This window comes from uncultured Chryseobacterium sp., assembly GCF_936933875.1.
GTDB lineage: Bacteria > Bacteroidota > Bacteroidia > Flavobacteriales > Weeksellaceae > CAKZIK01.
Genome location: NZ_CAKZIK010000008.1, coordinates 18,078 through 31,087 on the forward strand (window position 1 = coordinate 18,078; position 13,010 = coordinate 31,087).

16 protein-coding genes are annotated in these 13,010 nt (G+C 36.2%); 14 read left to right on the top strand and 2 right to left on the bottom strand.

Annotated elements, in window-relative coordinates; genetic code table 11:
• The first annotated feature begins 19 nt into the window (after positions 1-19).
• From Q0252_RS00905 to ribA, 4 genes are read left to right on the top strand one after another with little or no spacing between them, the layout of a single operon-like run.
• Entirely contained in the window at positions 20-208 is a 189-nt protein-coding gene (locus Q0252_RS00905) for a twin-arginine translocase TatA/TatE family subunit (protein ID WP_297982631.1), read from the top strand.
• Positions 209-214: 6 nt separating this feature from the next.
• A complete protein-coding gene (locus Q0252_RS00910; RefSeq protein ID WP_297982632.1) occupies positions 215-826 on the top strand; it encodes a DUF4254 domain-containing protein in 612 nt (203 codons plus the stop codon).
• The gene (locus Q0252_RS00915) at positions 823-1,290 is read left to right on the top strand and encodes a hypothetical protein (protein WP_297982635.1); all 468 of its coding nucleotides are present in this window, start codon (positions 823-825) and stop codon (positions 1,288-1,290) included. Before Q0252_RS00910 ends, Q0252_RS00915 begins: the two co-directional genes overlap by 4 nt.
• 21 nt (positions 1,291-1,311) lie before the next feature.
• Positions 1,312-1,917 (top strand): GTP cyclohydrolase II, encoded by a 606-nt coding sequence (ribA, locus tag Q0252_RS00920; protein WP_297982638.1) that lies wholly within the window; start codon positions 1,312-1,314, stop codon positions 1,915-1,917.
• A gap of 56 nt (positions 1,918-1,973) precedes the next feature.
• On the opposite strand, the gene deoD is transcribed toward ribA, so the two are convergent.
• Both deoD and Q0252_RS00930 read right to left on the bottom strand, forming a co-directional pair.
• On the bottom strand, positions 1,974-2,681 hold the full coding sequence (gene deoD, locus Q0252_RS00925) for a purine-nucleoside phosphorylase (RefSeq protein WP_297982642.1): 708 nt from the start codon (positions 2,679-2,681) through the stop codon (positions 1,974-1,976).
• Between the two features lie 104 nt (positions 2,682-2,785).
• Positions 2,786-3,301: a hypothetical protein gene (locus tag Q0252_RS00930; protein WP_297982645.1), complete on the bottom strand. Its 516-nt coding sequence runs from the start codon at positions 3,299-3,301 to the stop codon at positions 2,786-2,788.
• 120 nt (positions 3,302-3,421) lie between these two features.
• Here Q0252_RS00930 and Q0252_RS00935 point away from each other — a divergent pair, with 120 nt between their 5' ends.
• The 10 genes from Q0252_RS00935 to Q0252_RS00980 form a co-directional block, all read left to right on the top strand.
• Entirely contained in the window at positions 3,422-5,143 is a 1,722-nt protein-coding gene (locus Q0252_RS00935) for a glycoside hydrolase family 3 N-terminal domain-containing protein (RefSeq protein ID WP_297982648.1), read from the top strand.
• 31 nt (positions 5,144-5,174) lie between these two features.
• Complete coding sequence (bshA, locus tag Q0252_RS00940; RefSeq protein WP_297982651.1) at positions 5,175-6,311, top strand: N-acetyl-alpha-D-glucosaminyl L-malate synthase BshA; 1,137 nt, start codon at positions 5,175-5,177, stop codon at positions 6,309-6,311.
• 46 nt (positions 6,312-6,357) lie between these two features.
• Positions 6,358-7,620: a DUF2851 family protein gene (locus Q0252_RS00945; protein WP_297982654.1), complete on the top strand. Its 1,263-nt coding sequence runs from the start codon at positions 6,358-6,360 to the stop codon at positions 7,618-7,620.
• Between the two features lie 3 nt (positions 7,621-7,623).
• Positions 7,624-7,860, top strand: a complete 237-nt coding sequence (locus Q0252_RS00950; RefSeq protein ID WP_297982657.1) for a PspC family transcriptional regulator — start codon at positions 7,624-7,626, stop codon at positions 7,858-7,860.
• An 8-nt stretch (positions 7,861-7,868) separates the two neighbouring features.
• Positions 7,869-8,333 carry a 1,2-phenylacetyl-CoA epoxidase subunit PaaD gene (gene paaD / locus Q0252_RS00955; RefSeq protein ID WP_297982676.1) on the top strand — a complete coding sequence of 155 codons (465 nt, stop codon included), beginning with the start codon at positions 7,869-7,871 and terminating at the stop codon, positions 8,331-8,333.
• Positions 8,334-8,404: 71 nt separating this feature from the next.
• The gene (locus Q0252_RS00960) at positions 8,405-9,208 is read left to right on the top strand and encodes an enoyl-CoA hydratase-related protein (protein ID WP_297982660.1); all 804 of its coding nucleotides are present in this window, start codon (positions 8,405-8,407) and stop codon (positions 9,206-9,208) included.
• 67 nt (positions 9,209-9,275) lie between these two features.
• Positions 9,276-10,424: a 3-hydroxyacyl-CoA dehydrogenase NAD-binding domain-containing protein gene (locus Q0252_RS00965; protein WP_297982664.1), complete on the top strand. Its 1,149-nt coding sequence runs from the start codon at positions 9,276-9,278 to the stop codon at positions 10,422-10,424.
• Between the two features lie 221 nt (positions 10,425-10,645).
• On the top strand, positions 10,646-11,059 hold the full coding sequence (locus Q0252_RS00970; protein ID WP_297982668.1) for a hotdog fold thioesterase: 414 nt from the start codon (positions 10,646-10,648) through the stop codon (positions 11,057-11,059).
• 7 nt (positions 11,060-11,066) lie between these two features.
• Positions 11,067-11,747, top strand: coding sequence for a DUF6624 domain-containing protein (locus tag Q0252_RS00975; protein WP_297982671.1), 681 nt, complete (start codon positions 11,067-11,069; stop codon positions 11,745-11,747).
• Between the two features lie 104 nt (positions 11,748-11,851).
• Positions 11,852-13,010: aldehyde dehydrogenase family protein (locus tag Q0252_RS00980; RefSeq protein WP_297982674.1), on the top strand; the 1,159-nt coding region annotated here is incomplete at its 3' end.

The window sequence follows — 13,010 nt, forward strand, 5'->3', positions numbered from 1 at the left end:
GCTTTCTAAAATTTGAAAAATGGAAACATTAACAATATTAAGTTTATCTTGGCAACACATCCTAATCGTTGCAATTATCGTACTTCTACTTTTCGGAGGGAAAAAAATTCCTGAATTAATGAGAGGTGTTGGAAGCGGTATCAAAGAATTTAAAGATGCTGTAAAAGAAGAAGATAAAAAAACAGAAGATAAAACTCCTACCAACTAATTTTTTATGTCCTTTACAGAACTTGCTTGGTCGGTTTTTAATCGCTCCGTAGAAGACTATCATATTAAGGATGATGTAGATACTTCCGTAGAAAATCCATACGAGAAAGACAGTTTGGAACGGCTTTTGTATGCTAAAAACTGGATTGATACCGTACAATGGCATTTGGAGGATATCATCAGGGATGAAAATATCGATCCCATTGCAGCTTTAAAGCTTAAAAGAAGAATCGACACTTCTAACCAGCAACGTACTGATTTGGTGGAATTTATAGATGGTTGGTTCTTTGAAAAATACAAAAATATTACTCCAAAACCAGATGCTAAAATTAATACTGAAACTCCAGCTTGGGCAGTTGACAGGTATTCTATTTTAGTACTGAAAGTTTATCACATGTCACTTGAAGCTCATAGAGTAGATGCAAGTGACGAACACAGAGAAAACTGTACGGCAAAGCTGAATGTTTTGCTGGAACAGAAAAAAGATCTCTCAAATGCCATAGATCAGCTCTTGCTTGATATTGAGAACGGTAACGTTAAGATGAAGGTTTACAAACAGATGAAAATGTACAATGATGAAAGTCTTAACCCAATCCTGTATCAAAAGGCAAAAAAATGACGAAATATCTTACAATTGCATTGATGGGTTTAATGTTGGCTTCGTGTTCTACAGAGAAAGTAAACTTATCGCCTGTTTATGACAGTTATTCGACTTCCGCAAACGTATCGATTCAAAATTATCCGGATCGATTTTCTGATAAAACAAGTCAGAATTTTTATGCTTCGGAACTTATTAATCAAATTTCAACCTTCCCGAATTTCCAAAACAGTGGTTTGGATAAAGAAGTTACCAACTTGAAATATCAGGTGAAGCAATATGTTTATGCATTGCAGGAGTACAACAAAAATGGGAGAGAGAATGCATTGGGAGAAGTTGAAAAATCGTACAAAAAAATCCAAAAGCTTAGGAAGTTTTTAAATCCGGATGAGGATCAGGTCATCAACCGATATTTGGTTAGGATTAAAAGCAATATCGCTCAATTGGAGTCGATGAAAACTAAAGACAGTCTGTCCTCAAATTAATAACCACAGCAATTAAAATTTATGATTAAAATTCAAGCGGAAGCTAATGTTCCTACGGAATATGGCAAGTTCCGGATGATTGCTTTTTCCGAAAATGAAAACGACTGGATGCCACACATGGCGATTATTTCGGAATCTACAGATTTTTCGCAACCCGTGAATGTGAGATTTCATTCCGAATGTATTACCGGCGAAGTTTTTCATTCTAAAAAATGTGAGTGTGGACAGCAATTGGATGCAGCCATGAAATACATCCACGAGAATGGAGGAATTATCATTTATCTTCGTCAGGAAGGCAGAAATATTGGGATTATTAATAAATTGAAAGCTTACTCGCTTCAGGAAAAAGGCTTTGATACGGTAGAAGCAAATCTTCAGCTTGGACTTCCTGCGGATGACAGAGATTTTAAAGTTGCCATTGAAATTCTGAATATTTTAGAGGTGAAGGAAATTAATTTGCTCACCAATAATCCTGAAAAAATGCAGGATGTTATTGAAAGCAACGTGAAGCTGAATAAAAGAATTCCGCTACAGATTGCAGCTAACGAAATAAGCAAATCTTACCTTCAAACCAAAAAAGATTATTTCGGACATCTTTTGGAAGACAAAGAAGAACCGAACGACTAATAAAAAAAACGCTTTGAGAAATTTCAAAGCGTTTTTTTTATTTATTGTATTTGAACTTAAAGTTTCAAAGCGGTTTCCAAAGCCAAATCTATCATTGGTTTTAAAGCTTTTTCTCTTTCGTCTGAAGAAATTTGTTCCTGTATTGGAATAATATCTGAAACCGTAAGAATTGTAGCCGCATTTTTTCCTAAATGTTTTGCGTTGGCAAAAAGTGCAAAAGCTTCCATTTCTACTGCAAGACAATTATATTTTGAAGCAATTGCAGGAGTTCCGGGATCTTTTCTGTAAAAAATATCACTCGTATGGATGTTAGTTGATTTACATTCAAGTCCTAAACCAGCTGCAGTTTCGTTAATAGTTTCGTACGCAATTCCTTGGTGAGGAAGGATTTCTTCTTCAAAGCCCCAAGCAAATTTTGCATAAGTAGATTCGCTTGCTGCATTTTCAACATTCAGAACATCAAATAACTTTACATCTGTAGAATATCCGCCGCAAGTTCCGATTCTTATAATAGTCTCTACATCATATCCTGTGTACAGTTCGTAAGAATAAATACCAATACTTGGAGCTCCCATTCCGCTTGCACCAACAGAAATTTCTTTCCCTTTATACAAACCTGTAAAATAGAAAATACCTCTAGTTTGGCTCACCAGTTTTACATCATTTAAAAAATTATCTGCGATATATTTTGCTCTTAATGGATCTCCCGGTTGTAGTACTGTTTTGGCTATTTCGCCTTTTTTTGCACTGATATGTACACTCATAATATTTTCGAATTTTAACAAATATAGGAAGTTTCCCGCAGTGCTGAAATTTTAATAAAAAAAATCCACCGGTGAAGGTGGATTTTTATCTGTATTTCAGATTGTTACAAAGTTTTCACGTTTGTGTCATCAATTCCGTAGAATCTCATTACATCATAATAATTACTGTAATCTACAGCTGCTTTACCTGTTGAAGCCGGAACAACAACAATTCTGAAAGTTTGTCCGTTCAAGTAAGTGTTTTTGAAGGTTGTAGATTGTGCGGTTAAATCAATGGCACCACCTGCATAAATTTGTACATCATTTCTTGTGAAATCAAAATCATAATCTAATTCACCTTCTGTTAAAAACAAAGTTCTTGGAATTTGTTGCCAAACTGTGTTACCGCCATCTGTTCCACTTTTTCTGTACACCAAAATAACATCACTTGTTGGGATAGGAGAGTTGAATGTTCTTGTAATTACATAATCTCCACTGCTGTTTACCGCAAAATTATCAGTAATATCGTATGCTACAGAGTATGTATCGTTGTCTGTAATTGTATCAGTAGTTGAATTATCACAACTAACAAAAGTAAGGGCAAGAAATGCCGCAAATAAGAGAGAAAAATACTTTTTCATTTTTATAAATATTAGAGTTATGTTTTTCTTTATCCAAAACATATACCAAATATTTTTTATGAATAATTTAACAGCCGTTCCGAAAAGAAAAATTGTATTTTTGTTGTCAAACATCAATTAATGCAAAGACTTTTTTTATCACTAATAATCGCTGTTTCTTTAATTTCAAATGTATCGGCGCAATACGTTCCGAAAAATCTTTCCAAAGAAGATTTAAAAAAAGCCAATGATTGGGTTGACAAAACCTACAACTCACTTTCTCAGGATGAAAAGTTGGGACAGCTTTTCATTGTTGCGTTATACACCAATAAAGACGATGCCCACATCAACAACGTTCGCAATTTGGTGGTGAACGAAAAACTGGGAGGATTAATCTTAATGCAGGACGACGCAGCGAAAGAAATCGATTTGGTGAACGAATTCCAAAGCAAATCCAAAGTTCCGATGATGATTGGGATGGATGCAGAATGGGGACTTTTTCAAAGAATTGCTGCAGCACACAAATTTCCTTGGGCAATGACTTTAGGTGCCATTCAGGATAAAAATTTAATCACCGAAATGGCTGCGAAAATTGCAGATGATGCTAAAAGAATGGGTGTAAACTGGGATTTTGCTCCTGTTGTTGATGTGAATACCAATCCGGATAATCCGATTATTGGGAACAGAAGTTTCGGCTCTGATGTTCAGAATGTTGTAAATTCTGCAATGGCTTATTCCAACGGACTTCAGAACAGCAATGTTTTGGCGGCGATTAAGCATTTTCCGGGACACGGCGATACGAATACGGATTCTCATTTAGACTTGCCTGTTGTTTCTCATAAGTTAGAAAGATTGAACAGTGTAGAACTGGCTCCTTTCAAAGCTTTGATGGATAAAGGAATTGGTGGTGTGATGGTTGCGCATTTGTACGTTCCTGCTTTAGAAAGTACAAAAGGAATACCTGCTTCCATTTCAAAAAATATTATTACTGGTTTGCTGAAAGAAAAATTTGGCTATAAAGGTTTAATTATTACGGATGCTTTGAACATGGGTGCCGTTGCAAAACGTTACAAACCAGGAGAACTGGATGCTTTGGCTTTTAAAGCCGGAAACGACATTATGCTTTTTTCTGATGGCGTAAAAGAAGGAAAAAGACTCATTCAGTTGGCGATTGACAGCAAAGAAATTTCACAAAGCAGAGTAGAAGAAAGTGTAAAGAAAATCCTTTTGACAAAATATTTCCTTGGACTTTCGAAATATACACCGAGAAATCCTGCAAATATCAGCAGCGATTTGAATAATGATTCTCATAAAACTTTGGTTCAGAATTTATATTCGAATGCATTAACGCTTTTGAAAGACCAAAAGAAACTACTTCCGCTAAATTGCAACGAAAAATATTATTACGTTCCGTTGGAAGAAGCGCCGTATCAAACTTTTGCCAATCAACTGAATTTGAACACAACAGTTATTGTTAAAAAACCCTCAGAAATTTCGACAATTCCGGCAAATTCAAAGGTGATTGTTGGTTTTCATAAAGACAATTCTACGGCTTACAAACCTTATAAAATCTCTGCGGAAAGCAAAAAAGTATTGGCAGATTTAAGCATAAATCAAAGTGTAATTCTTACCGTTTTCGGTTCTGCTTATGCTTTGAAAGATGTTGATGTTTCGAAAGTTTCAACAGTATTGGTCGCGTATGAAAACAATGACGATTCTATGACCGCTGTTGGAAAAGCTTTGAACGGACAAACGAAAATTTCAGGCAGACTTCCTGTTTTGGTTAATGATAAACTGAAAGCTGGAATGGGAATGGATTTGAATCCTCAAACTAAAATTAATTTGAACACAACTTCAAAATAAATCTGAAGAAAAATCTTCAAAAAATATAACAATGAAAATCGGAATTCTCTGTTATCCAACTTATGGTGGAAGTGGAATTGTAGCAACGGAATTGGGAATGTCGCTCGCGAAAAAAGGCTATGAAGTGCACTTCATCAGTTCCGCACTTCCGGCGCGTTTGGATATTACCAACCCCAATATTTTTTTCCACAAAGTAAATGTTCAGACGTATCCGCTTTTTCAATATCAACCTTATGATATTGCCTTGTCTTCGATGATTTATCGGGTTGTGAATTTATACAAACTTGATATTCTTCACGCGCATTACGCAATTCCTTACGCTTACGCAGCCTTTACAGCAAAACAAATGCTGAAAGAAGACGGAAAGGACATTCCTTTGGTTACCACGCTTCACGGAACTGATATTACATTGGTTGGTCAACATCCCAGTTACAAACACGCGGTGGAATTCTCTATCAATCAATCAGATACAATCACTTCAGTTTCAGAAAGTTTGAAGAAAGACACGCTTCAGTTTTTCAATATTAAAAAAGAAATTCAGGTTATTACGAATTTTATCGATAATTCTGAATTTGATGACTGTAATGACTGTCAGAGAAGTCAGTTTGCAAACGCAGATGAAAAAATTCTGATTCACGTTTCCAATCTTCGTCCGGTAAAACGTGTCGGAGAAGTGTTGCAGATTTTCAAAAATGTTCAGCAGAAGGTAAAATCGAAGCTCATTATCATCGGTGAAGGTCCCGATATGGAAATTGTCAACTCGTTTATGGAAGAAAATCCGGAGCTCATCGACAAAATCCGTCTGCTTGGAAAAGTAAATGATTTGTACCGAATTTTGCAGCTTTCAGACGTGTTTTTATTGCCTTCTGAACAGGAAAGTTTCGGTTTGGCAGCTCTTGAAGCAATGGCTGCAAATACGCCCGTTATTTCTTCCAACGCAGGTGGAATCCCGGAAGTAAATATTCAGGGAGAAACCGGTTATCTCGCAGAAATCGGGAATGTGGATACTATGAGCAATTACACGATTAAACTGTTGAGCGACGAGAATCTTTTGGCCGAAATGAAGAAAAATGCTAAAGCTCAGGCAAGAAAATTCGATTTGAAAAACATTATTCCGCTCTACGAAGCGATGTACGAGAAGACGATTGCGGATTTCGAAAAGAACTAATTTTTTTCTGTACCTTTAAGTTGACACAAAAAATGAAAACTTAAAGATGAACGAAAAACTCCTCCAATATCTTTGGAACTACAAGATTTTCAAATCATTTGATTTTACTGATTCCGAAGGAAATTCTATTGAAATACTAGATTTCGGAAAGTGGAATTTCGATTCCGGGCCGGACTTTCTGATGGCAAAAATTAAAATCAACGGATTGGTTTTGGTTGGAAATATCGAACTTCATGTCAAATCTTCCGACTGGATTTTTCATAACCATTCCGGAAATCCCGAATTCGAAAATTTGATTCTTCACGCCGTTTTTCAACATGATGTTGAAATAGAAGAACTGAAATCCAAAAATATTCCTACGCTGGAATTGAAGAATTTTCTGGATGAAAATGCAATTCAGAATTATCAAAAAATTATCGATAATCAGAATTTTATCGCCTGCGAAAATGTTTTTGATGCCAAGAAAATTCCTTTCGGATTTTTTGAAGAATCGCTTTTGAAAAAGCTGGACGAAAAATCTTTGGAAATTGAATATTCACTTCAAAAATTTCAAAATAATTACGAAGCCGTGTTCTTTCATTATCTCGCTTATGCTTTTGGTTTGAAGGTGAATGCACAGATTTTCAAACAGGTTGCAGAAAGTTTAGATTTTTCAACTGTCAATAAAATCAGACAAAATCCAACACAATTGGAAGCTTTGTTTTTTGGTTTAAACAATTGGCTGGAAATTATTGAAGATGAACAAATGGAAATCTGGAAAAGAGAATTCGAATTTCTTAAATCCAAGTTTACTTTACCACAAATCACTTTCCATGCTAAGTTTTCCAAACTTCGGCCACCCAATTTTCCGACAATCAGGCTTTCGCAATTGGCTGCATTGTATCATCAGAATCAAAACTTGTTTTCAAAAATGATGAATGCTAAAAATGTGGACGAAATTTATTCGGTTTTCAGCAAAGTGAAAGCGTCGGAATATTGGGATCATCATTTCAGTTTTGGCAAAATTTCCACTGTTGAATCCGAAAAATATTTAACCAAAGATTTCATTGATTTGGTTATTCTGAATGCAGTTTTACCCTTTAAATACACGTATCAAAAAAATCACAACGAAAATATAGGCGACGAAATTTTATCATTCTACCGAAATCTGACTCCAGAAAAAAACACCATTATTGATGAATGGAAAAAACTGAAACTGAATCCGGAAAATGCTTCGGAAACCCAAGCTTTGCTTTATCATTTTAAAAATTTCTGCAATACCAAAAATTGCTTAAATTGCACCATCGGTTTACAACTGCTGAAAAATTAACAAATGAAAGAACCAAGATTCATCAACAACCTGCGCCACAAAATGGAAAAAGAGTGGTTTGGTGTTTTAACGAGAATGGGAACAAAACTGGGAATTCCGGTTTCGAAACTTCGCGTGTTCTTCATTTATTCCACGTTTGCAACTGCGGGTTTTTTCTTTTTGATTTATTTGGGACTGGCTTTCAGCCTTTGGGTAAAAGATATTTTCATCACAAGAAGACCTAACGTTTTTGATTTATAATTTTCATCATCGAAGCACTTTTTGAAATATTAAAACAGATTCCCGACCCTGAAATTCCCGTGATTAATATTGTGGAACTCGGTATTGTTCGCGAGGCTAAAATGATGTCCGAAAACGAAGCTGAAATTACGATTACACCTACATATTCTGCGTGTCCCGCCATGTTCAATATTGAAGAAGATATTATCAAAATTTTTGCAGAAAAGGGAATCAAAGCAAAAGTCATTACCAAAATTTCTCCAATCTGGACAACCGATTGGATAACGGACGAAGCCCGAGAAAAACTTCGTGCTTACGGAATTACCCCACCTGAAAAAGGAGCAGATAAAGACCATCTTGATATCCCAAAAAAATGTCCGAGATGCGGCTTCGAAAATACAACCCAAATCAGTCGCTTTGGTTCTACATTGTGTAAAGCGAGTTATCAGTGCAACGATTGTTTGGAGCCTTTCGATTATTTTAAATGCCATTAATAACAGTTCATTTTTAAAACTGCGCTTTTGCGGAATTGTTTTCTTATTTTTACAAAAATCAACAAATTCTCATGTCTTATACTCAACTCGAAATAGAATCGCATCTGGACGGAAAATTACAGATTGCCTATTTGAACCAACCCGAATCTTTCAACAGTTTGAATAAAACTTTATTGACAGAGCTCAGAAATTTTGTGCACCAATGCAATGAAGACGCAAATGTTCGTTGCATAGCTTTATCCGGAAGAGGAAAAGCATTTTGTTCTGGTCAAAATCTTAAAGAAGCACTTTCAATGGGGAAAGACGGTCTTGAAGACAGAATTATCCAAAGAATTGTGATAGATTATTACAATCCGTTGGTAAAGGAAATTTATAAGAGCAACAAGGCTGTTGTTTCTTTGGTGAACGGACCCGCAGTTGGAGCCGGAGCGATGTTGGCTTTGATTTGCGATATCGCTTTGGCGACAGAATCCTCTTATTTTTCTCAAGCTTTCGTCAATATTGGTTTAATTCCGGATACAGGCGGAACTTTCTGGTTACCGAAACTTTTGGGAAGACAACAGGCAAACTATCTGGCTTTCACAGGGAAAAAATTATCTGCTTCAGAAGCTAAGAATTTAGGTTTGGTTGCTGATGTTTTTGACGATGAGCATTTTTCGGAAAAATCAATGGAAGTACTTTCATTGCTCGCAAATCAACCAACTAAAGCTATTGCTTTAACGAAAAGAGCTTTCAACGAATCTTATGAAAATTCTTTGTCGGAACAATTGGATTTAGAAGGGATTTTACAGCAGGAAGCGGCAGAAACAAGAGATTTTCAGGAGGGTGTTTCAGCGTTTTTAGAGAAAAGAAAACCGGAGTATAAAGGAAAGTAATTCAACAAAAAATATTTAGAAAAGACAGTTTTGGGTACAAGACTGTCTTTTTGTATCTTTAAAACTTATGAAAAAAGTAGGAGTTATCGGTTCCGGAACGATGGGAATTGGTATTGCGCAAGTTGCTGCAACCAATTGTTGCGAAGTTTTTTTGTTTGATGCAAATTCGGCTCAAACAGAGAAATCGGTTCAGAGTTTAAGAAAAACCTTAGATAAACTTGCTGAAAAAGAGAAAATCAGCCATGAAAAGGCAGGCGAAATCTTCAGTTTAATAAAACCTTGTACGCAAATTTCTGAGCTGAAAGACTGCGGTTTGGTTATTGAAGCTATTATAGAAAACGCGGATATCAAAAAGAAGGTTTTTGCAGAACTTGAAAGTTACGTTTCCGAAAACTGTGTTATTGGTTCAAATACTTCATCCATTTCCATCACTTCGCTTTCGGCGGATTTAAAATATCCAAAACGTTTTATTGGAATTCATTTTTTTAATCCGGCTCCTTTAATGCCATTGGTGGAAATGATTCCCGGACTTTTAACGGATGATAATCTTCCTCAAAATATTTATGAATTAATGAAATCTTGGGGAAAAGTTCCGGTAATTGCAAAAGATATTCCGGGATTTATCGTCAACAGAATTGCGCGTCCTTATTACGGGGAAGCATTGAGAATTGTTGAAGAAAATATCGCAACGGTTGAACAGGTTGATGACGCGATGAAAACTTTGGGAAATTTCCGGATGGGACCTTTCGAACTGATGGATTTAATTGGTGTTGATGTGAATTTTTCGGTAACACAAACCGTTTACAAAGATTATTTCTACGATCCCAAATACAAACCCTCATTGCTTCAGCAGAGAATGGCTGAAGCCAAACTTCACGGCAGAAAAACCGGAAAAGGTTTTTATGATTATTCGGAAAAGAGCCAAGAGCCTAGAACCCAGAGCCGAGAAATCATAAAGGACGAAAAATTGTATGAAGAAATTTATATGAGAATTATTTCTATGTTGATTAATGAAGCCGTAGAAGCAAAACGTTTGAAAATCGCTTCTGATGAAGATATAGAATTGGCAATGCAAAAAGGGGTGAATTATCCAAAAGGGCTTTTAGTTTGGGGAAAAGAAATCGGATTTGAAAAAATTTCTCAAACGCTGCAAAATCTTTACCAAGAATATCAGGAAGAGCGTTACCGACAAAGTCCGCTGTTAAAAAAGCTTTAAATGTTGACATAGGAGTTTTTTGCGTTAAGAAATTTAAAAATGTTTTCGTTAAAAAATTTCCACTGTTTGAGTGAGGCAAAAAATTATGATTGAAGAAAAAATCTTGTTTCCGAGCGAGTTTGGAAATTTTAGAAAACATTTTTAAATTTTAGCAAAAAAATCCAAGTCTTGAACTTTTGGTTCTTTTGTTTCAAGACAAAAGAACATTAAAAAAATAAAAAATGAATCCATACGAACTAGCCCAATACATGCTCAATCAGGACGAATTCTCTAAATGGATGGGAATAAAACTGATTGAAGTCCGCGAAAAATACTGCCTTATCGAAATGCCGATTAAAGAAGAAATGATCAACGGCCTGAAAACCGTTCACGGCGGAATTACATTCGCTTTTGCAGATTCAGCTTTGGCTTTTTCGTCGAACAATACAAATGATGCTTCAGTTGCCTTAAACTGTATGATTTCCTTCACAAAAGCAGTAAGAATGGGCGACACTTTGGTTGCCGAAAGTATTTTAATGGCAGACACGAAGAAAACAGCAGTTTATGACATCACAATTACGAATCAGCATAAAGTGATGGTAGCAACTTTCCGTGGAACGGTGTATAAAATTGATAAAAAGGTGACGGATTTGTAATTTTTAAATGATGAAGAACCTTTTCTTATTTATCATATTGTCTGTTTTTCTCTTTTCATGCAAGAAAGAAGAAATAAAGCCTTCAATTAATTCCAAACTCAAGAAGGAGCTTGCCGACATTTGGTTTGCAGATCAGGCTTTCAGAACAATGACTTATAAAACAACCGGCGATACTGTCAGAATTTTAGCCCAAAGAATGAAAGTGGACACTACTTATCTGAAACGGAATTATATTTCTTTGGTGGGACAAAGTGACAGCCAAAATTCAAAACGGATTGAGGAAATTATTCGTGAATTTGGTTATCCGGGGAAAGAGTTGGTTGGGAAACCAGAAAATACTGCGGCTTGGATTGTCATTCAGCACAATACAAAATTAATCCCCAAATATTTACCACTTTTAAGAAAGGCTGTTCAAAATGGAGATCTTGATATGCAGGCTTTGGCTTTAACTGAAGACCGAAATTTGATGATGCAGGGTAAAAAACAAATGTATGGTTCGCAGTTTTCTGAAGTGAATGGTAAACCGATTTTTTGGCCAATTGAAAATCTTCAAAAAGTTAATGAATTGAGAAAAGAAGCAGGGTTTGATCAAACCATAGAAGAATATGGACAAATGAACTATGGAGAAGGTTTTGAGTATAAGGAATACAGTTTGGACGAAGCAAGGAAAATATTTAATCCAAACTAAATTTTGCGTGGTATAAACTGAAAGTTTACGAACGAAGGTCAGACTTTGCGAACTTAAAAACATAAAAATTATAAAAAAAATATCGCTCTTTGCGTTTTAATAATATGAAACTAAAAAACTATATCGCAGGAAATTGGGTTGAAGGCAACGGACACGAAATTCCTTTGTACAACGCCGTAAATGGTGAATTGGTCGCCATTTCCGATACGGAAGGACTCAATTTTGAAGAAGCGCTTCATTACGGACGAAATTTGGGTTATAAAAATCTTTCATCTATGACATTTTATGACCGCGGCGAAATGCTGAAAAAAGTCGCACTTTACCTTCTCGAAAGAAAGAAAAAATATTACGAACTTTCCTATAAAACCGGTGCAACGCACGTGGATTCTTGGGTGGATATTGAAGGCGGTTTCGGGACGTTTTTTACCTATTCCGGTTTGGCCAAAAGAATGCTGCCGAATACACCGTTTTGGGTGGATGGCGATGTTCAGAAAATTTCTGCCAACGGAACGCATCTCGGAACGCATATTTTAACGCCAAGTGAAGGGGTTTCGGTGCAGATTAATGCTTATAATTTCCCGGTTTGGGGAATGCTGGAAAAACTGTCCACCTCTCTATTAGCAGGAGTTCCGGCTATTGTTAAACCTGCAACCCCAAGTTCTTACTTGACTAATGCCGTTTTTCAGGATATGATCGAGAGCTGTTTCCTTCCGGAAGGAGCGGTGCAGCTGGTTTGCGGTGAGCCTGGAAATATTCTGGATTATGTGAAAGACGGTGATTCCGTTTTATTTACTGGTTCTGCTACGACAGGAAGAAAATTGAAATCTTTGCCTTCCGTTTCTCAGAATGCAGTCCGATTTAATATGGAAGCAGATTCTTTAAACTGCTCAATTCTCGGTTTGGATGCAAAACCCGGAACACCGGAATTTGATCTGTTCATCAAGGAAGTGCGCAACGAAATGACAACCAAAGCCGGACAGAAATGCACCGCCATCAGAAGAATTATCGTTCCTGAAAATTTAGTTGGCGATGTTCAGAATGCTTTATCAAAGGCTTTAGATCAGACCAAAATTGGAAATCCTTTAAGTCGTGAAACGAGAATGGGTTCCATCGTTGATAAAAAAGCAGTGGAAGTTTTGAACGAAAAAATTTCAAAATTAAAAACCGAAACAGAACTTGTTTATGATGGGCAGCACAATTTAATAGATGCTGATTTTGAAAATGGAGCATTCGTCACACCAAAATTGTTCTTAAACGACAGCC